The sequence below is a fragment of the Stenotrophomonas sp. STEN029 genome (assembly GCF_056760015.1).
The window spans coordinates 1-19,251 of record NZ_JBRREC010000094.1 but is presented as its reverse complement, the minus strand read 5'-3'; the positions used below and the strand labels follow the sequence as shown (position 1 = coordinate 19,251).

General features: G+C 65.9%; 17 protein-coding genes. 9 read left to right on the top strand and 8 right to left on the bottom strand.

The features are described from left to right. Positions 1 to 207: 207 nt before the first annotated feature. From folC to ACVOLI_RS17300, 6 genes are all read left to right on the top strand, one after another. Positions 208 to 1,482 (top strand): bifunctional tetrahydrofolate synthase/dihydrofolate synthase, encoded by a 1,275-nt coding sequence (gene folC / locus ACVOLI_RS17325; protein WP_481615349.1) that lies wholly within the window; start codon positions 208 to 210, stop codon positions 1,480 to 1,482. Positions 1,483 to 1,548: 66 nt separating this feature from the next. Further along, the gene (locus tag ACVOLI_RS17320; protein ID WP_481615348.1) at positions 1,549 to 2,565 is read left to right on the top strand and encodes an SPOR domain-containing protein; all 1,017 of its coding nucleotides are present in this window, start codon (positions 1,549 to 1,551) and stop codon (positions 2,563 to 2,565) included. A gap of 60 nt (positions 2,566 to 2,625) precedes the next feature. Then, positions 2,626 to 3,360 carry a CvpA family protein gene (locus tag ACVOLI_RS17315; RefSeq protein ID WP_481615347.1) on the top strand — a complete coding sequence of 245 codons (735 nt, stop codon included), beginning with the start codon at positions 2,626 to 2,628 and terminating at the stop codon, positions 3,358 to 3,360. A gap of 29 nt (positions 3,361 to 3,389) precedes the next feature. Then, positions 3,390 to 4,856, top strand: coding sequence for an amidophosphoribosyltransferase (gene purF / locus ACVOLI_RS17310; protein WP_296251928.1), 1,467 nt, complete (start codon positions 3,390 to 3,392; stop codon positions 4,854 to 4,856). A 171-nt stretch (positions 4,857 to 5,027) separates the two neighbouring features. Further along, positions 5,028 to 5,798 carry a ferritin-like domain-containing protein gene (locus ACVOLI_RS17305; RefSeq protein ID WP_296251952.1) on the top strand — a complete coding sequence of 257 codons (771 nt, stop codon included), beginning with the start codon at positions 5,028 to 5,030 and terminating at the stop codon, positions 5,796 to 5,798. Positions 5,799 to 6,062: 264 nt separating this feature from the next. Continuing rightward, on the top strand, positions 6,063 to 6,521 hold the full coding sequence (locus ACVOLI_RS17300; RefSeq protein ID WP_481615346.1) for a COG3650 family protein: 459 nt from the start codon (positions 6,063 to 6,065) through the stop codon (positions 6,519 to 6,521). Positions 6,522 to 6,792: 271 nt separating this feature from the next. Here ACVOLI_RS17300 and lpxH read toward each other — a convergent pair whose 3' ends face one another. The 8 genes from lpxH to ACVOLI_RS17260 form a co-directional block, all read right to left on the bottom strand. Next, positions 6,793 to 7,533, bottom strand: coding sequence for a UDP-2,3-diacylglucosamine diphosphatase (lpxH, locus tag ACVOLI_RS17295; protein ID WP_282269719.1), 741 nt, complete (start codon positions 7,531 to 7,533; stop codon positions 6,793 to 6,795). A 20-nt stretch (positions 7,534 to 7,553) separates the two neighbouring features. Continuing rightward, positions 7,554 to 8,096, bottom strand: a complete 543-nt coding sequence (locus ACVOLI_RS17290) for a phosphatase PAP2 family protein (RefSeq protein WP_481615345.1) — start codon at positions 8,094 to 8,096, stop codon at positions 7,554 to 7,556. Beyond that, entirely contained in the window at positions 8,077 to 9,216 is a 1,140-nt protein-coding gene (locus tag ACVOLI_RS17285; RefSeq protein ID WP_296253294.1) for a glycosyltransferase family 4 protein, read from the bottom strand. The genes ACVOLI_RS17290 and ACVOLI_RS17285 overlap by 20 nt, the downstream gene beginning before the upstream one ends. A 174-nt stretch (positions 9,217 to 9,390) precedes the next feature. Next, positions 9,391 to 10,917 (bottom strand): exopolyphosphatase, encoded by a 1,527-nt coding sequence (gene ppx / locus ACVOLI_RS17280; RefSeq protein ID WP_296253290.1) that lies wholly within the window; start codon positions 10,915 to 10,917, stop codon positions 9,391 to 9,393. Between the two features lie 178 nt (positions 10,918 to 11,095). Then, positions 11,096 to 13,180 carry a polyphosphate kinase 1 gene (ppk1, locus tag ACVOLI_RS17275; protein ID WP_481615344.1) on the bottom strand — a complete coding sequence of 695 codons (2,085 nt, stop codon included), beginning with the start codon at positions 13,178 to 13,180 and terminating at the stop codon, positions 11,096 to 11,098. Beyond that, the gene (gene phoR, locus ACVOLI_RS17270; protein WP_481615343.1) at positions 13,177 to 14,517 is read right to left on the bottom strand and encodes a phosphate regulon sensor histidine kinase PhoR; all 1,341 of its coding nucleotides are present in this window, start codon (positions 14,515 to 14,517) and stop codon (positions 13,177 to 13,179) included. The genes ppk1 and phoR overlap by 4 nt, the downstream gene beginning before the upstream one ends. Positions 14,518 to 14,598: 81 nt before the next feature. Continuing rightward, positions 14,599 to 15,288 (bottom strand): phosphate regulon transcriptional regulator PhoB, encoded by a 690-nt coding sequence (gene phoB, locus ACVOLI_RS17265; protein WP_282269705.1) that lies wholly within the window; start codon positions 15,286 to 15,288, stop codon positions 14,599 to 14,601. A 111-nt stretch (positions 15,289 to 15,399) separates the two neighbouring features. Then, positions 15,400 to 17,052 carry a M48 family metalloprotease gene (locus ACVOLI_RS17260; protein WP_481615342.1) on the bottom strand — a complete coding sequence of 551 codons (1,653 nt, stop codon included), beginning with the start codon at positions 17,050 to 17,052 and terminating at the stop codon, positions 15,400 to 15,402. Between the two features lie 129 nt (positions 17,053 to 17,181). Between ACVOLI_RS17260 and grxC the strand changes: the two genes are divergently transcribed. The 3 genes from grxC to ACVOLI_RS17245 all read left to right on the top strand — a co-directional run bounded on the left by grxC (position 17,182) and on the right by ACVOLI_RS17245 (position 19,018). Beyond that, a complete protein-coding gene (gene grxC, locus ACVOLI_RS17255) occupies positions 17,182 to 17,493 on the top strand; it encodes a glutaredoxin 3 (protein ID WP_481615341.1) in 312 nt (103 codons plus the stop codon). Continuing rightward, positions 17,490 to 17,882 carry a carboxymuconolactone decarboxylase family protein gene (locus ACVOLI_RS17250; protein ID WP_481615340.1) on the top strand — a complete coding sequence of 131 codons (393 nt, stop codon included), beginning with the start codon at positions 17,490 to 17,492 and terminating at the stop codon, positions 17,880 to 17,882. The genes grxC and ACVOLI_RS17250 overlap by 4 nt, the downstream gene beginning before the upstream one ends. Before the next feature lie 131 nt (positions 17,883 to 18,013). After that, positions 18,014 to 19,018, top strand: a complete 1,005-nt coding sequence (locus ACVOLI_RS17245; protein WP_282269697.1) for an isocitrate dehydrogenase — start codon at positions 18,014 to 18,016, stop codon at positions 19,016 to 19,018. The last annotated feature ends 233 nt before the right edge of the window (positions 19,019 to 19,251 follow it).

The following is a 19,251-nucleotide window of genomic DNA, read 5'->3' as shown; positions in this document are numbered from 1 at the left end:
CCGCCCCTGTGCAGCCCACCCAGTCTCGGGTCAGCCCACACGGTTCACCCCACTCCCTCCCTGGGCGCGCCACTACACGCGGGCCCGGTATGACATGCCGGCAAGCTTGGCGGCCACGTGCAGCCGCCGCTGTATCATGGGCGCCATTCCCGCGCGCAACGCGCAGCCGGCTTCCAGTGCCGGCCCATGATCCCGAGAGTCTTCCGCATGTCTTCCGCCCGTCCCGCCACGCTTGAACAGTGGCTCGCCCATATCGAACAGCAGCACCCGCAAGCCATCGCAATGGGCTTGGAGCGCGTGCGCGAGGTTGCCCAGCGCATGCAGTTGGGGCGGCCGTCGGAGCACTGCATCGTGGTCGGCGGCACCAATGGCAAGGGCTCGACCGTGGCCTTCATCGAGTCTATTGCCCGCGCGGCGGAGTGGAAGGTAGGTGCCTATACCTCGCCGCACCTGCTGCGCTACAACGAGCGCGTGCGCATCGATGGCAAGGATGTGGATGACGCCAGCCTGGTGGCCGGCTTCAATGCGGTCGAAGACGCCCGTGGCGACACCGCGTTGACCTATTTCGAATACGGCACCTTGTGTGCGCTGTGGCTGTTCCAGCAGGCCGGCCTGGACTTGGCCGTGCTTGAAGTCGGCCTCGGTGGACGGCTGGACGCAGTCAACATCATCGACGCCGATGTGGCGGTGATCACCACTGTAGATATCGACCACGCCGACTGGCTGGGCGCCGATCGCGAAGCCATCGGCCAGGAGAAGGCCGGCATCATCCGCGGCTGGAAGCCGCTGATCCTCGGCGAGATCGATCCGCCCTCCAGCGTGCTGCGTCGCGCCTACGTGCTCGGTGCCAATGCGATCCGCTTCGGCAGCGACTTCTTCGCCGAGGACATTGATGGCGAACTGTGGCGCTGGCGTGATGTCTCGTTCCGCCTGGAACTGCCGCAGCCGGCATTGTGGGCGCCTATCCAGCGCAACAATGCCGCCACTGCGGTCGCTGCGCTGCGCGCCTTGGACAAGCCGGTGCCGCGCACGGCGTGGGCGCAGGGCATTGCCGATGCGCATGTCGCCGGGCGCCTGCAGCGCTTCCAGCGCGGTGATGTGGAGGTGTTGCTGGATGTCGGCCACAACCCGCAGGCTGCTGCTGCGCTGGCCGCGGCATTGAAGGCCGAACCGGTGCAGGGGCGCACGCTGGCCGTGTATGCCGCGCTGGCCGACAAGGACGCCGTGGGAGTAGTCGAAGCCCTGCAGCCGCAGGTCGATGGCTGGTTCCTGGCCGGGCTGGAAGGGGCGCGCGGGCAGACCGCCGCACACCTGCGCGAACGCCTGGCGCAGACCCATGCCGCCGAGGCCGGTTTGTCCGCCAACGTCAGCGCGGCGCTGGACGCTGCATTGGCCCAGGCCAGGCCAGGCGACCGGGTGCTGGTGTTCGGCTCCTTCCATACGGTGGCCGAGGCGCTGCCGGTACTCCGTTCAGCTGACTAAGACGTTGCCGCGCGTGCCCCGCATATAATCACCGGGGCACTCCGCCGCGCCGCGCATACGCCAATTGTGGAAACTCCTCTGAAACAGCGACTGATTGGTGCCATCGTTCTGGTGGCGCTTGCCGTGATCTTCCTGCCGATGCTGGTCAAAGGGCCTGCACCGGACAGTGGCGTACAGGACGTGCCGCTCAGCGCGCCCGCAGCACCGGCCGAAGGCCAGTTCGAGACCCGTGAGTTACCGCTGGTCGCGCCGGGTGCACCGGCGGGTGGTGCCTTGGGCATGCCGGCCGCGCAACCGGAAACCGGCGTGGCCGCCGCCGTCGAGCCGCCGGCCAATGGCCTGCTGCCGGCGACTGCCGCTGGCAACTACGCGGTCAATTTTGGTGCCTACGGCAGCGAGGCCGACGCCGATGCGGTGATCGCGCACCTGAAGAAATCCAATCTGCCGGGCTTCCGCCAGGCCGACACCATCAATGGTCGCCAGGCTTGGCGTGTGCGCATCGGCCCGTATGCCGATCGTGCCCAGGCTGAGCTGGTGCGGCTGGAAGCGGGCAAGGTCCGCAACGACGTGAACGCGCAGGTGGTGGTGCTCAACGCCACTGCCGAGAACACCGTTGCTGCACCGACCGCTGCCGCCACACCGGCTACCAGCAGCACCCCTGTGGCCGCCTCGAATACTGCGCCGGTGCGCACCGAGGCCTTGCCGCCGGAGCCGGCCAAGCCGGTCGTGGCAGCGCCCAAACCGGCAGCGCCCAAGCCGGAAGCACCGAAGCCTGAACCGGCCAAGCCGGTAGCGGCAACCCCGGCCAAGCCGGCGGTTACCACCCCGGCTGCACCGGCCGCCAGCGGCGTGGGTTTCGCCGTGCAGTTGGGTGCCTTCGGCCAGGCCGCCGATGCCAATGCGCTGCGTGATCGCGCGCGTGCCGCCGGCTTCAGTGCGTTTGTTGAACAGGTGCGTACCGATAACGGCGTGCTCAACCGTGTCCGTGTTGGCCCCGTTGCCAGTCGCGAGCAGGCCGAACAGCTCAAGGCGCAGGTCGCGGCCAAGGTCGGCATTGCCGGCATGGTCCGCCCGCATCCTTGATGCGGCGTTGCGTCCCGTCGAGCAGTCGCGCAGTGCTGCGCCTCACGTGCGGGGTCTGCGGTGATTGATCTGCTGTTGTTGGCGCTGATCTGTGTGTCGGCCCTGTTCGGACTGATGCGCGGCCTGTTGGCGACCGTGCTCGGTGTAGTGAACTGGCTGTTGGCCGCTGCGGCCGCGTTCTCCTACGGTGAGCGCGCTGCCCTGCTGCTGGCCGATCAAGGCCAGCCCAGCACTGGCGAATACATCGGCGGCTATCTGCTGGTATTCATCGGCGTGTTGCTGGCGGCGACCCTGGTCGGGCGCCTGCTGCGTGGCGTGGTCGATGCCACGGTGCTGCTGAAATGGCCGGATCGCCTGCTGGGCCTGGCGTTGGGCGTGGTGCGCGGGGGGCTGTTCGCGGTGCTGGCGGTACTGCTGCTGGGTTTCACCTCGATGCCTCAGGAGCCGGGTTGGCGCCAGTCCAGTGTGGTGCCGTGGCTGCAGCCGATGGCTGGCTGGATGCGTGAAAAGCTGCCACAGCCACCTGAATCGCCGGCAATGGCGCTGATGGACTTGGGTAAGTCGGTGTTGGCAGGCGATAATGGCGGACCGAACGAAGCAGATGCGGGCAGTGGCTTGCTACCGGCGCCGTTGGAAGGGACGCGTTTTGATCCCCGCCAGCGCAGTGCAGAGCAAGGCCGAGCTGACCCGGCGGGGGCGTTGCCCTCCAACATCGATCCGGCGCAGGTGCGCCCGGGTCAACTCAAGCCGATACGGGTTGAGCCTCAAGGCCAGGCACGGCCACCTTCACGTTAACGGGCATCGCCCAGCGGAGATCGCGCAACATGTGTGGCATCGTCGGAATCGTCGGCAACCAGAACGTCGCCGGGCAGCTTTATGACGGCCTGACCGTCCTCCAACACCGTGGCCAGGATGCGGCCGGTATCGCTACCGCTGACGGCACCCGCCTGCGGGTGGAAAAGGCCAACGGCCTGGTCCGTGATGTTTTCGACGAGCGCCGCATGGCGCTGCTGCAGGGGCGCATCGGCATTGCCCATGTGCGCTACCCGACTGCAGGTTCGGAAGGCACCGACGAGGCGCAGCCGTTCTACGTCAACTCGCCGTACGGCATCGCGCTGGCGCACAACGGCAACCTGATCAATACCGAGGCGCTGCGTCGCCAGGTGTTCGAGGCCGACCGCCGCAACATCAATACCGATTCGGACAGCGAAGTGCTGTTGAACGTGTTCGCCTACGAGTTGGACGCACAGCGCATGCTGACCCCGGAAGCGGCGATCCGCGCCGTGGCCGGCGTGCACCGTCGTTGCAAGGGCGGTTATGCGGTGGTCAGCGTGGTGCTGGGCCTGGGCCTGGTGGCCTTCCGCGACCCGCACGGCATCCGTCCGCTGGTGCTGGGCAAGCGCAACCATGCCGAAGGCGTCGAGTACGCCGTGGCTTCCGAATCGGTGGCGCTGGACGTGCTCGGCTTCGAGCGCATGCGCGATGTGGCGCCGGGCGAAGCGGTGGTGATCACCGAGCGCGGCGAGCTGTTCACCGAGATCTGCGCGACCAACACCCAGCAGACGCCGTGCATCTTCGAGTACGTGTATTTCGCACGCCCGGACTCGATGATGGACAACGTGTCGGTGCACAAGGCGCGCATGCGCATGGGCCAGAAGCTGGGCGAGAAGATCCTGCGCCTGCGTCCGGACCATGACATCGACACCATCATCCCGATCCCGGACACCTCGCGCGATGCCGCGCTGGAGATGTCCAACGTGCTCGGCGTGAAGTACCGCGAAGGCTTCGTAAAGAACCGCTACGTCGGCCGCACCTTCATCATGCCGGGGCAGGGTGAGCGGGTGAAGTCCGTGCGCCGCAAGCTCAACCCCATCCATCTGGAATTCCGCAACCGCGTGGTGCTGCTGGTCGATGACTCCATCGTGCGCGGCACCACCAGCCAGCAGATCGTGCAGATGGCGCGCGATGCCGGCGCACGCAAGGTCTACCTGGCCAGCGCCGCGCCGCCGGTGCGTTTCCCGAACATCTACGGCATCGACATGCCGGCGGCCGAAGAACTGGTCGCGCACAACCGCAGCGTCGAGGAAATCGAGAAGCACCTGGGCTGCGACTGGCTGGTCTACCAGGACCTGGAAGACCTGGAAGTCGCCGTGCGTGAAGGCAACCCGGAGCTGAAGGAATTCGATTCGTCCTGCTTCAACGGCGAATACGTCACCGGCATCGAGCCGGGTTACTTCGAGCGCATCCAGCAACTGCGTTCGGACGAAGCCAAGACCCAGCGCCGCGCCTGATCTGAAAGCCCCTCTCCCTGCGGGAGGGGGGTTGGGGCGAGGGCAGAACGAAGCAGCAATGTGCGAGCACCCATGAACCGGCAACAAGCACAGCCTGCAGCTGCAGACACAAGCTACCTATCACCGCCCGAAGCAGCCGACTTCTCCCTGCTCGACGCCGCCTGCATCTGCATGGCCGCCGTCGACCCGCTTGAGAAAGTCGCACTTACCCAGCACTACGCCGCGCGCTATCGCGCAGGCACATTGAAGCTGCCGGCAGAAGCGCCACAGCCCGACCCCATCCGCGCGCCGGGCCGCCCGCCGCAACTGGTGCTGGTGCATCCGCGCGACCTGCCGCGCCGTGGCCTGGGTTCGGTGGATGGACGCGCCGCCTTCATCCACGCCATCGCCCATATCGAACTCAATGCCATCGACCTGGCCTGGGATGCGGTGTATCGCTTCCGCGGCCTGCCGGGCAGTTTCTACGCCGATTGGGTGAGCTGTGCCGATGATGAGTCGCGCCACTTCGTATTGCTGCGTGATCGTCTGTTGGCACATGGCCACGACTACGCCGATTTCCCCGCCCATAACGGCCTGTGGGAAATGTGCGAGAAGACCGCGCACGACGGCTTGGCACGCATGGCCCTGGTGCCGCGGGTACTGGAAGCGCGCGGTCTGGATGTGACACCGGCGATGATCAGCAAGCTGCGTTCGCTGGGCGATGCAACGACTGCCGACGTGCTGGAGGTGATCCTGCGCGAAGAGGTGGCCCACGTCGCTGCCGGCACGCGCTGGTACCACTGGTATTGCGCGCGCGTTGGTGTCGAGCCACGCAAGCGGTTCAAGGAGCTGCTGGGCGAATACGCCGGTGGCTATCTGCGCGGGCCCTTCAATCTGGAAGCGCGCTTGTTGGCCGGTTTCGATGAAGACGAACTGGACTATCTGGTTGAACAAGCCGGTTGAATGCCGCGCGCGGTGACCCAGGCCGCCGCGTCATTGGCGGCGCCTGTTCCCGTCGGCATGGCAGGGCGCAACGATGAATGATTCCCGCAACTCGGGCCGTGTCCGATTGACGGCCAGCTTGCCTGCATTCCACCATCGGCGTGGCAGATGCGGCTTTCCGTATCCCTGTCTTTCACGGGTTGATGCAAGGGCATGCGCCAACATCAGGTCGAGTCGCATGTCACGGTGTCCTCGATCGGCAACGATGCAATCAAGGAGAAAACGATGAAGCAGATTCTTACGCTGGCCGCGCTGGCCGTGGCATTGTCGGCGTGCAACGGACCCAAGCCTGCGGCTGATTCCAGCGCCACGGCGCCGGCTCCGGCTGCGCCTGTCGCAGCGGCTGAAGCAGCCGCTGCCAAGGATGATTTCCCGGTCATCGTGCAGGCCTCCGGCACCGAGCCGTTCTGGGGTGTACGCGTGGACGGTGCCAAGCTCGATTACAGCACCCCGGAAACCCAGGCCAGCCCGCTGCATCTGGAAGGCAGCCGCGCGCTGCAGGATGGCTTGCTGGTAGTGCAGGGCGGGGAAGGGAAGGAAGCCTTCCGGCTGACCGTGCAGCGTGCCGAGTGCTCGGACGGCATGTCCGACCTGAAACACCCGTTCACCGCTGAATTCGTGCTGGGCAAGGACACCTTCAAGGGCTGCGCCCGCGACCCGTCGGTGCCTGTCGAGGCACCCTGATCCCACGTGTTTGTAGGAGCGGCGTCAGCCGCGAAGCCACAAAAGCAAATGCCGTCAGACAGGTCTGCAATTGCAGGCATGCCTGGCGGCTTTTTTGTGCCAGCTTCGCGGCTCACACCGCTCCCAAAAAACATATGGCCGAGCCTTGTAGGAGCGGCGTCAGCCGCGAAGCCGCAAATGCAAGAACCGCCAGAAAGGTCTGCGATTGCAGCCAACTCTGGCGGTTCTCTTTGCTCCAGCTTCGCGGCTTACGCCGCTCCTACAAGCAGCGTCAGCCCAATGCTTCCAAGCGGAAGCCATCCGCATCCACACGCAACACCGAACCCTGCTCGTACCAGTCACCCAGCACGATGCGGGTGAAGCTGTGCTCGCCTGCGTTCACGGTATGGATCGCGGGGCGATGGGTGTGACCGTGGATCATCGTGTCCACGCCGTAGCGCTGGAAGGTGGCAACCACCTCGGCGGCTGCGACATCGGTGACGGTTTCAAACGTCGCCTTGTCGTCCTGCTTCATTTCCGATTGATGCGCCTGGCTGGCGGCACGGGCTTTCTGCGCGAAGGCCACGCGTGCTTCCAGCGACTGCGACAGGAACTGGGCGATGAAGGCCGGGTTGCGGGTCTGTGCGCGGAAGGCCTGATAGGCGACGTCATCGGTGCACAGCAGGTCGCCGTGCTGCAGCAGCACTGGCTTGCCGTAGAGCTCGATCACCGAGGGATCCGGCAGGATGCGCATGCCGGCGCGCGCGGCATAGTCGTTGCCCAGCAGGAAGTCGCGGTTGCCGCGGATGAAGTACACCGGCACACCGGCGTCGCTGACTTCACGCAGCGCCAGCGCGACCGCATCGGCGGCGCTGGAAGGCGTGTCATCGCCGATCCAGGCTTCGAACAGGTCGCCCAGGATGTACAGCGCCTCAGCCTGCCGCGCTTCGCCGCGCAGGAAGTCGAGGAACAGCTCAGTGATGGCTGGACGGCTGGGGTCCAGGTGCAGGTCGGAGATGAACAGCGTTGTCATGCCCGCATTGTAGAGCCTGATCAGCCTGCGAGCAGCGGCAACAGCTGCAGCGAGCCCGCGCCCAGCAGCACCCCGATGACGGTGGCAGCCAATACATCGCTGGGGTAATGCAAGCCCAGTACCACCCGCGACAGCGCTACACCGACGGTGAAGGGCAGCAGCAACGGGGCCAGCCAGGGATAGTAGGCCAGCGCCACCACGGTGAAGGACACCGCATGCAGGGTGTGGCCGGACGGGAAGCTGTATTCATCCAGCGGTGCCACCCAGGCGCGGATGCGCAGGTCTGCGGCAAATGGGCGCGGGCGCCGGGTCCAGCGCTTGAGCAGCTTGTACAGGGTCAGCGCCAGCACGCCGGTGGCAGCCATGTGCGCCGAGGCCTGCAGGCCATCCAGGCCATCGGCCAACACCAGCGCGCCCATCAACATGTACCAGAACACGCCATCGCCGAGCCGGCTCAGCACCGAGAACAGGCGGCGGATGCCTCGGCGGCGGCCGTAGCGATTTGCGCGGCGGCACCAGCGTGCCTCGCGCGCGGCGATTCCTTCAGGCGGCAGCAATCGCATGGCAGCGTCTCCGGGAGGCCAGTTCGCTGAGCAGTGCTTCGAATTCGGCGACCACCCGCTCCGGGTGCAGGCGCTGCATCGCGCGGCTGGCATTAGCACCAAGCGTGGTGCGCATTTCGTCATCATTGGCCAGCTGCACGGCGGCGGCGATGAAGTTCTCGTCGTTGTCGACCGCAACGCCGCTGTGTCCACTTTGCAGGTGTTCGCGGGCCGCGCCGTAGTTGAAGGCCACCGTCGCCACGCCGCTGGCCATGGCTTCCAGGGTGACGTTGCCGAAGGTTTCGCTGCGGCTGGCGAACAGGAACAGGTCGCCGCTGGCGAAATGCCGTGCCAATGCCTCGCCGCGTTGCACACCGCAGAAAATGAAGTCCGGATTCTGCTCGGCCAGCTTCTCGCGCATCGGGCCGTCGCCGACCCAGACAAAGCGTGCCTTCGGCCGGTGTTGTTGGATGCGGCGGAATGCCTTGATGGCCAAGCCCAGATTCTTCTCCGCGGCGATGCGGCCGACGTAGATCACCGCAAAGCCTTCGCCTTCGATGCCCCAGTCGGCGCGCAGGGCAGCATCGCGCTTGTTTGGGTCGAACTGACTGCCATCCACCGCGCGCGCGAGCAACCGCGCTCGGGAGAAACCGTTGTCCAGAAGGAACTGCTGCAACTCGCGGGTGGGAACCAAGGTGGCTTCTGCCTGATTGTGAAAGCGCCGCATCCAGCGCAGTGCGGTGCCCTGCAACCAGGCAGCGCCATAGTCGGGCAGGTATTCGTCAAAACGTGTGTGCAGGCCTGAAGCGACCGGGATACCGAGCCGCCGCGCGGTGCGCATGGCCGACCATCCCAACGGGCCTTCCGTGGCCACGTAGATCGCGTCCGGACGTTGTTGTTGCCATTGCCGGGCCAGCCGCAACGGTGCCGGCAGGCCGAAACGCAGGCCGGGATAACGCGGCAGGCCTGCGCCGCGCACGAGCATCTCGTGGGCGCCGCCGGCGCCTTCCTGCTGCTGGCGCGGGCGTACGACATCGACGTCGTGGCCGCGGCTGCGCAGGCCGTGTTCCAGTCCCTGCACGGTCAAGGCAACGCCATTGACCTCTGGCGGATAGGTCTCGGTGACGATCGCAAAGCGCATGGCTGGCTCCCGGTTTTTGGCGAGGATGCGCGTAGCCGATGAAGCACCTGTTACTGTGATCTGACCGCTTTATGACGGCCATGGATGACGAAAACCACGGCATGCGAAGGGCCGTGGTTTTGTCTGTCGCGCGTGGGCGTGGACGCCCGCATCAGTGGTGTGAGCGGGTGCCGCTCACGCCACGAACGGGCGGAAGCTGAAACCCAGCCCGGTCATGCCTTCTGCCTCGCCGACCAGATCCGCGCGCAGCAGCGGGCGGGCGTCGATGTAGTCCTTGGACAGGATCAGCGACAGGGCATTGCCGTCTACGGACAGCTCCAGGGTCGGGATCGGGTCGGACTCGTGGGCGCGGTGCAGCAGTACCGCCAGCCGCAGTATTGCCGCCGTGCGTTTGGCCGGCAGCAACAGGCGCTCGGGCAGGGCCTCGAAGGCGCTCTTGGGGATGCCGCGGCGATGGGTGCGGATCAGCGCGGCCAGCATCTGCTGCTCTTGCCGCGAGAAGCCGGCGATGTCCGAGTGCTCGATCACGTAGCTGCCGTGGGTGTGGTATCCGCTGTGCGCGATCATCAAACCGAGCTCGTGCAGGCGTGCGGCCCAGCCCAGCATGCGGGCATCGTCGACATCCAGCTTCCAGGCGTCGGATACCTGTTCGAACAAGCGCTGCGCGGTGGCTTCCACACGCTGCGCCTGGGCTTCGTCAATGGCGTAACGCTGGGTCAGCGCGGCCACCGACTCGTCACGCGGATCGTTGTCGTTGGCGCGACCCATGATGTCGTAGAGGATGCCTTCGCGCATCGCCGCCTTGCTGACCAGCAGCTTCTGCAGGCCCAAGGCCTGGAACGCGGCTTCCAGCACGAGTACGCCACCGGCGATGATCGGGCGGCGCTCGTTGGACAGCGTCGGCAACACGATCTCGTTGATGTTCTTGGCGCGCAGCAGTTCCTCGCGCAGTTGCGGCAGCGCTTCGGCGGTGATCGCGCCCTTGCTCAGCTTCATCGCTGCGCAGATCTCGCTGATCGCCTTGTGGGTGCCGGACGAGCCCAGTGCTTCCTGCCAGCCCAGCGCCTTGTACTTGTTGGCGAAGGGCTGGAATTCGGCGCCGATCTCGGTGAGTGCGTCCTTCCAGCGCTTCTTGCTCAGCTTGCCGCCGGGGAAGAAGCGCCTGGTGCTGGCGATGCAGCCGGCCTGCAGGCTTTCGCGCTCCAGCGTCTGCATGCCTTGGCCGATGATGAACTCGGTGGAGCCGCCGCCGATGTCGATCACCAGCCGGTGCTGGTCGGGCTTGGGCGGCTGCGCATGGGCAACGCCGAGGTAGATCAGGCGCGCCTCTTCGCGGCCACTGACCACTTCGATGGCGTGGCCGAGCGCGGTTTCGGCCGGCATCAGGAACGTCAGCGGCGAGCGCAGCTGACGCACGGTATTGGTGGCCAGGGCGCGCACGCGGTAGGGCGGGATGTTGCGGATGCGTTGGCCGAAACGGGCCAGGCATTCCAGTGCGCGCTGGCGGGCTTCGGGCGACAGACCGCCCTTGCCATCCAGGCCATCGGCCATGCGTACGGTTTCGCGCAGGCGGTCGACAACCCGCAGCTGCCCGAGCAGGTAGCGTGCGATGACCATGTGGAAACTGTTGGAGCCCAGATCGATGGCGGCCAGCAGGTCGCCGTCCTGCAGGGGCGGTGGGGTCAGAGAGGACTGGGGCATGGCGGAATGGTAGCGGATGAAGTAACCAGGGACATAGATGCGGGGTCCGGGAACCAGTGGCGGCGCAATCTGCGGCGAGTGGCCCAGACGCTAACGGTCGCCCACGTAGGAACCAGTGAAAGCGGGCGGATGCCCGCTGTTGCACTGGTTCCTGTCACTTGTTCCCGGTAGCTGCTGGTTACAGCCCTTCCATCAATGCCTGCTGCGCCGAATGTGGCGGCTGGCCAGGCGCGGGCGTGCTCTTGATGTAGCGGCCGTCTTCCTGCAGGTCCCAGGCATTGAGGTTGTCGTCCAGGTAGTTCTGCAGCACTTCGCGGTAGATGCGCCGGGACAGATCGGTATCCAGGATCGGGAAGCAGGTTTCCACGCGTCGCAGCAGGTTGCGCTCCAGCCAGTCGGCGCTGGCGCAGTACAGCTCGGGCGCGCCGTTGTTGCCGAACCAGTAGACGCGGCTGTGTTCGAGGAAGCGCCCAACAATCGAACGCACGCGGATGTTGTCCGATACGCCTTCCACGCCCGGGCGCAGGGTGCAGGCACCGCGCACGATCAGGTCGATCTGCACGCCGGCCTGCGAGGCCGCGTACAGGGCGCGGATCACCTGCGCCTCGTTGAGGGCGTTCATCTTGGCGATGATGCGCGCCGGTTTGCCTTCCTGGGCCAGCCTGGTCTCGCGCTCGATGCGCTTGATCAGGCCTGCGTGCAGGGTGAAGGGTGATTGCAGCAGGCACTTGAGCTTCATCTTAGGGGCCAGCCCCGAGAGTTGCTGGAACAACAGGTGCACATCGTTGCCAATGTCGGCGTCGGCAGTGATCAGGCTCAGGTCGGTATACGCGCGGGCGGTGCCGCTGTGGTAGTTGCCGGTGCCCAGGTGCACGTAGCGGCGCAGCTTGCGGCCCTCGCGGCGCACGATCAGCAGCATCTTGGCGTGGGTCTTGTAGCCGACCACGCCGTAGACAACCTGCACGCCTGCATCCTGCAGGCGGTCAGCCAGGCCGAGGTTGGCTTCCTCATCGAAGCGCGCGCGCAGTTCGACCACGACGGTGACGTCCTTGCCGTTGCGCGCGGCCAGGATCAGCGCCTCGACAATGCCCGAGTCCTTGCCGGTGCGGTACAGCGTCTGCTTGATCGCCAGTACGTTGGGATCGACCGCGGCCTCGCGGATCAGCTCCAGCACGGTGCTGAAGGAATCAAACGGATGGTGCAGCAGTACGTCGCCCTGTGCGGCGGTCTCGAAGATGCCCTCGGGCGACTTGAACACGCGCGGGGTCATCGGCGGGTACTTCAGGTCCGCGCGCTGCAACAGGTCATACACCTGGATGACGCGGTTGAGGTTGACCGGGCCATCGATGCGGTAAGCCGCGTTTTCGGACAGGCCGAAATTCTGCAGCAGGGTCTGCATGATGGGCTTGGGACAGTCGTGGGCGATCTCCAGACGTACCGCCGGGCGATAGCCGCGGTCGACCAGCTCATCGCGCAGCGCCAGCGCCAGGTTCTCCACTTCTTCCTCGTCCACCACCAGTTCGGAGTTGCGGGTGACGCGGAACTGGTAGGCGCCCTGCACATCCATGCCCGGGAACAGCTCATCGACGAAGGCCGACAACACCGCCGACAGCAGCACGAAGTTCTGTGGGCCGCCCAGCGACTCGGGCAGCTGGATGATGCGCGGCAGTGAACGCGGTGCACGCACCAGTGCCAGGTGGCCGGCGCGACCGAAGGCGTCGGTGCCCTTCAGCACGACGACGATGTTCAGCGACTTGTTGAGGATCTTCGGGAACGGGTGTGACGGGTCCAGGCCGAGCGGCGACAGCACCGGCATGATCTCGTTGCGGAAGTAGGCGCGCAGCCAACGGCGTTGGCGCGGGGTCCAGGTCTTGTTGGCGAGGATGCCGACGCCGGCCTCGCCCAGGGCCGGACGCAGCACCTGGTTCCAGCAGCGGTACTGCTGGTCCACCAGTTCGGCGGCGCGGTCATGGATGGCGTTGAGGATGGCCTGCGGGCTCATCCCGTCCGGTGCCGGTGGCAGGCCGAATTCCTGCGCATGGCGTACCGCCGCCGCGCGGATTTCGAAGAACTCGTCCAGGTTGGTGCAGGAGATGCACAGGAAGCGCAGCCGCTCCAGCAATGGCACCTGCTCATCCATCGCCTGGGCCAGCACGCGGAAGTTGAAATCCAGCTGTGACAGTTCCCGGTTGATGTACAGCGACGGATCACGCAGGGGATCGGTGCCGACAGCGGGCGTGGCGGGGGGCGGAGGAGGAGTCATGCCGGAAAGTCTTCCATGGACAAGGGCGAGGGGGATGCATTGCGCGGGCGTACATGCTCGGCGTCGAAGTGGCAGGCAAAGGTGCTGCCCTGGCCGACTTCGCTGCGGATTTCCAGGCGTGCCTGGTGCAGGCCAAGAATGTGTTTGACGATGGACAGGCCCAGCCCGGTGCCGCCGCTTTCGCGCGAACGGCTGCTGGAAACACGGTAGAAGCGCTCGGTCAGGCGCGGCAGGTGATTGGCCGGGATGCCATAACCGGTGTCGGTGACCGCCAGTACCGCGCCATTGCCCTCGCGGCTGAAGGTCAAGGTGATGCGGCCACCGGCCGGGGTGTAGCGCACGGCATTGGTCAGCAGGTTGGAGAAGGCGCTGTGCAGTTCCTTGTTCGAGCCTGCCAGATCCACCCCGGCCAGGTCCTCGACGACAATGGTGTGGCGGCCCTGGCTGTGTGCTTCGGCTTCGCGCCGCAGCGATGCCAGCATCGAGGTCATGCCCACCGTTTCCAGCTCGGTATGTTGCTGGGATTCCAGCCGTGACAGGGTCAACAGGTCTTCGACCAGTTGCGCCATGCGCTGCGATTGCTTGCGCATCTCCGACAGCATCGGCCCGGTATCGGGGAAATCCTCCGGGTCCATCATGTCCAGGTAGCCGTGCACCACGGTCAGCGGCGTGCGCAGCTCGTGAGAGACATTGGCGACGAAGTCGCGGCGCACCTGTTCCAGGTGCAGCAGCTTGGTCACGTCACGCGCGACCAGCAGCCAATGGTGATCCGAGTAGGGGATCAGGCGCATATGCAAGCGGATGGCCGGATCGACCGGCGAATTCGCATCCAGGATGGGTTCGGCATTGCGGCCACCGGCCAGCCAATGGGCCAACGGCAGCGGCTGCAGGCGGGGCACCAGCGCAGCCTCCATGTCGGCCGGATGCTGCAGGCCGAGCAGGGCGGTCGCGGCTTCGTTGAACCATTGCACGCGCTGGGTGTTGCGATCGACCACCACCACCGCATCGGGCAGCGCGGCGGCGGCGGCGCGGTAGCTGCGCAGCATTTCGACCAGACGGCGCTTGCGCGCGCGCATTTCCTGCTGGTTGCGTGACAGCAGGCGGTCCAGCTCGTTCCAGACGCCCACGCCTTGCGGCGTGTCCCAGCGCTGGCGGGCGGTCAGCCGCAACAGCAGCTGGCGCAGGCGCCAGTAATGCCAGGTCAGGATCGCCATGGCGGTGATCGCCACGCTCAGGGCGGGATGGCCCAGCAACGCCCCCAGCCCCCATGCCAGCAACAACAACGCGGCCACGGTGGCCAGCGTCTTCAACCAGGCAGATCGGAATTGGCGGGGCATTGCGCTCTCGGTGGTACTGGGTGGATCCGTCGGGGGTGTCCCGGGTTATAGCATCGCCTGCGACCGCGTGGCCGCCACGGTTCAGGTGGCGGCGGAGAAGCGATAGCCGGCACCGCGCACGGTCTGCACCATGTTCTCGGCACCAAAGGGTTCCAGCGTCTTGCGCAGGCGGCGGATATGCACGTCGATGGTGCGCTCTTCCACATACACGCTGCCGCCCCAGACATGGTCGAGCAGCTGCGAGCGGGTGTAGACGCGCTCCGGGTGGGTCATGAAGAAATGCAGCAGGCGATACTCGGTGGGGCCGATCGGCACCGGTACATCGCCGGCGAAGACGCGGTGGGCTGCGCCGTCGATGCGGATGTTGCCAACGCCGACGCTGCCGTCTTCGTCATCGTCGCGGGTGCGACGCATCACCGCACGGATGCGGGCCAGCAGTTCGCGCGCCGAGAACGGCTTGACCACATAGTCGTCGACGCCAGCTTCCAGGCCGCCGACGCGATCATTTTCTTCACCGCGTGCGGTGAGCATGATGATCGGCACATCGCGGGTGAGGACTTCCTTGCGCCAGCGGCGGGCCAGTTCGAGGCCGCTGGTGCCGGGCAGCATCCAGTCCAGCAGGATCATGTCCGGTACCCGGTCGGCAATGGCGGTCTGCGCTTCGAGGGCGTCGCCGGCATGGACCGGGTCGTACTCACCCTTGCGCAGGGCGAAGGCGACCATGTCACGGATCGCGGGTTCGTCATCGACAATCAGGATACGTTTCTGCACGTGGCGCCTACCGGAATGCCCATCAATAAGGGATGTGCTCAGTAGACTACGGTTTGATGACGGGTTTGTGACATTGGTGGAGGCTAAACCCCGGAAATGTCGCTGGCAGGTTCACTTTCGTGACATTTCCGGGTCCTGCACGCCGAGCCGGCGCATTTCCAGCACAGTCGGCATGATCGACTCGATGCGGGCATCCACCCGTGCGCGGCTCACGTAGTCCAGCCCGGGTTGTTTGAGCAGGGCCTGGAATTGGATCAACGCCTGTTCCGGCCGTCCATTCAGGTACGCAGCCTCGGCATACCCCTCGCTGGCGCGGGTGCTGTCGCCGGCCAGTTCGCTGGCGCGGGCGAAGGTGGCCTGGAACACCGGGTCGTCGCTGGAACGGGCCAGCAGTGGCCGCAGCATGGCCTGCGCGCGCTGGCCGGCGGCGACGCCACCCTGCTCATTGAGCACCTGCGCATAGGTCAGGGCCACCGGGCGGCTCTGTGGCAGGCGCTTGAGCAGGGCATCGAAGCGCTGGTTGGCGTCTTCATGGCGACCGCTGCGTGATTCGGCCTCGCCCACGGCCAGGTTGATCCACAGGTTGCCCGGGTATTCCTGCAGCAGCTGCAGCAGCTCCGGCAGGGCCTGGGCAACGCCGCCGGCGCCGCCGTCACGCAGCCTGGCGATGGCCACGCCATAGCGTTGCGCGTCGGTGAGGCCATTCTTCTGGCTGCGTTTGAGGCCTTCGTATTCGCGCACCAGTTCCGACGGGGTTGGCGCACTGAGCACGCGCAGGCGTTCGCGGGCCCAGTCGAACTGGCCGGTGGCGCCACGTGGCAGGCTGTTGTCGGGCAGGGACAGCTGCAGGCCGGCTGGCAGCAGCGGATTGCCGCCACCCAGCGGGCTGCTGGTATCGGGCACTGACGGATTGACCCGCTCCTGCAGGACCCCGGTCGGGGTCTGGGTGGTCAATAGGACAGTGTCCTTCTTCATCTGCTCGGCGCGCGCCTTGGCTTCGCTGATGCGGGTGATGTTGACCGGGTGGGTACGCAGGAAATCCGGCGTGGAATAGCCGCCTTCGTTGCCGCGCATCGCTGCCGACATGCGCTCGAAGAAGCCGGCCATGGCGTCCACGTCATAGCCGCTGCGGGCCAGGGTGCGGATGCCGAGGCGGTCGGCCTCCGACTCGTTGGAGCGGGTGAAGTTGATCTGGCGCTGCTGCATCAGCCCCATGCCGGAGGTGATCGCGGCCATGGTGGCGTCGCCGGAGGAGTTGCCGCCGGCCTGCTGCGCGGCGACCACCGCCGCCAGCATGCCGAGCAGGATCGGGATCTGGTCGCGCTGGGCACGTTCCACCCCGCGCAGCACATGCTGCTGGGTGACGTGGGCGATTTCGTGCGACAGCACCGCGGCCACCTCGTCCTCGCGCTCGGCGGTCAGGACCAGGCCGGCGTTCATGCCGATGTAGCCGCCCAATGTGGCAAACGCATTGATCTGCCGGTCCTTCATCATGAAGAACGTGTACTTCTGCTGCGGCTGGGCACTGTTGGAGCCAAGCCGGGTGCCCATGGTCGTGAGCCAGTCGGCCACCAGCGGGTCGTCCAGCAGGTAGCCGTAGTTGCGCAGTTCGCGCAGCATCATGCCGCCGTACTCCGCCTGCCGTGCCGGGGTCAGCAGCTCGCCCGCCGACGAACCGATATCGGGCAGTTTGCTTTCATCGGCACGGGACAGCGGGGTGGCCAGGGCCAGCGTTATGGCGGTGGCAAGCAGCAGGTTGCGCAAGCGGTGACTCCGGGTAGTGGCAAGGCGGAGGATGACGGGGAAGCGGGGTGCGGGTGTGAAGCACAGGTTAACCCGCTGTGTTCTGTCGGTGGCATCGTTAATCCGCGCGACCGGTACCATATATAGACAATGTTTCCACCCAGGAGTTTCGTTGTGACAACCTCATCCAGCACCGGTGCACCGGAGATCACCATCTACTCCACCGCCGTCTGCCCGTATTGCGTAGCGGCCAAGAATTTCCTGAAGAGCAAGAACCAGTCCTGGACCGAGGTCCGGATTGATCTTGACCCGGCCGCGCGCGAGAAGATGATGACGCTGACCAAGCGCACCAGCGTGCCGCAGATCTTCGTCGGCGACGTTCATGTGGGCGGCTACGACGACATGATCGCGCTGCACCGCGAAGGCAATCTGGAGCCGTTGCTGGCCGGGCAGGGCGCATGAGCGCGGACAACGAAAAGGACCGCCTGGCCGAATTCACCGAATTCCGCCAGCGCATGAACCAGCGCATCCTGGCCGAGCCCAACCAGGTGGTGCGGCGCTTCTTCGCGCTCGATACCCAGACCTACCAGGCCGGCGCGCTGGATGTGAAGACGAAGGAGCTGCTGGGCCTGGTCGCCTCGATGGTACTGCGCTGCGATGACTGCATCAGCTACCACGTGGCCCAGTGCAAGGAGGTCGGGGTCAGCCGCGAGGAGTTCTTCGAGACCTTCTCGGTCGGCCTGGTGGTGGGTGGCTCCATCGTCATCCCGCACCTGCGGCGGGCGGTGGATTTCCTCGACCAGCTGGAGAACGGGGAGGCCGCGGCCCCGGCCGGGCACGAGCACAGCTGAACCCCAGACCTTCGTCCAGTTGGGGCTGGCGCGGCTGATCAGGCATAATTGACAGTTGAAACCTTTTCAATCGCGCCGGGTTCCGGGCAGCCGGATGGCGCATTCCTCCTCCCTGTTCGGAATACCTAGAAATGACGCAGACAATCACCGTCATCCGCGGCGATGGCATCGGCCCGGAAATCATGGACGCCACCCTGTTCGTGCTGGACAAGCTGGGCGCTGGCCTGAGCTATGAGTTCGCCGACGCCGGCCTGGCCGCGCTGGAAAAGCATGGTGAGCTGATCCCGGCTTCCACCCTGGAGTCGATCAAGAAGAACAAGGTCGCCCTGAAGAGCCCGCTGACCACGCCGGTCGGTGGCGGTTTCAGCTCGATCAACGTTGCCCTGCGTCGCCAGTTCGACCTGTACGCCAACGTGCGCCCGGCCATCTCGTTCCCGAACACCAAGTCGCGCTACGAGAACATCAACATGATCACGGTGCGTGAGAACACCGAAGGCGCCTACCTGGCTGAAGGCCAGGAAGTGTCGGCCGACGGCGAGACCGCGTTCTCCGGCACCCGCATCACCCGCAAGGGCTCCGAGCGCATCGTGCGCTACGCCTTCGAGCTGGCCAAGAGCACCGGCCGCAAGAAGGTCACCGCCGTGCACAAGGCCAATATCATCAAGTCGACCTCGGGCCTGTTCCTGGACGTGGCGCGCGAAGTCGCCGCCAAGTACCCGGAGATCGAGTTCCAGGAAATGATCGTCGACAACGCCTGCATGCAGCTGGTGATGCGTCCGGAGCAGTTCGACATCATCGTCACCACCAACCTGTTCGGCGACATCATCTCCGACCTGTGTGCTGGTCTGGTCGGCGGCCTGGGCCTGGCTCCGGGTGCCAACATCGGTGTTGATGCGGCCATCTTCGAAGCCGTGCACGGCACCGCACCGGACATCGCCGGTCAGGGCAAGGCCAACCCGGTCGCGCTGCTGCTGGGCGCTGCACAGATGCTGGACCATGTCGGCCAGCCGGAAAACGCCGAGCGCCTGCGCAAGGCCATCGTTGCCACGATGGAAGCCAAGGATTCGCTGACCGGCGACCTGGGCGGCAACGGCTCCACCATGGGCTTCGCCCAGGCCATCGCCAGCCGCCTCTGATTGCAGCTGCGGTAGTTGCTGGTACGAAAAACGGAGCGCGAAAGCGCTCCGTTTTTGTTGATGTAGTGCCGAGCCATGCTCGGCAGGGGCCTTCCCAGGATCAAATCCGGATGTAGCGCCGAGCCATGCTCGGCAGGGGCCTTCCCAGGATCAAATCCGGATGTAGCGCCGCGCCATGCTAGGCAGGGGCCGTTTCGGTAATGCCATTTCCGCGCCTGGCGCGGCACTACAAA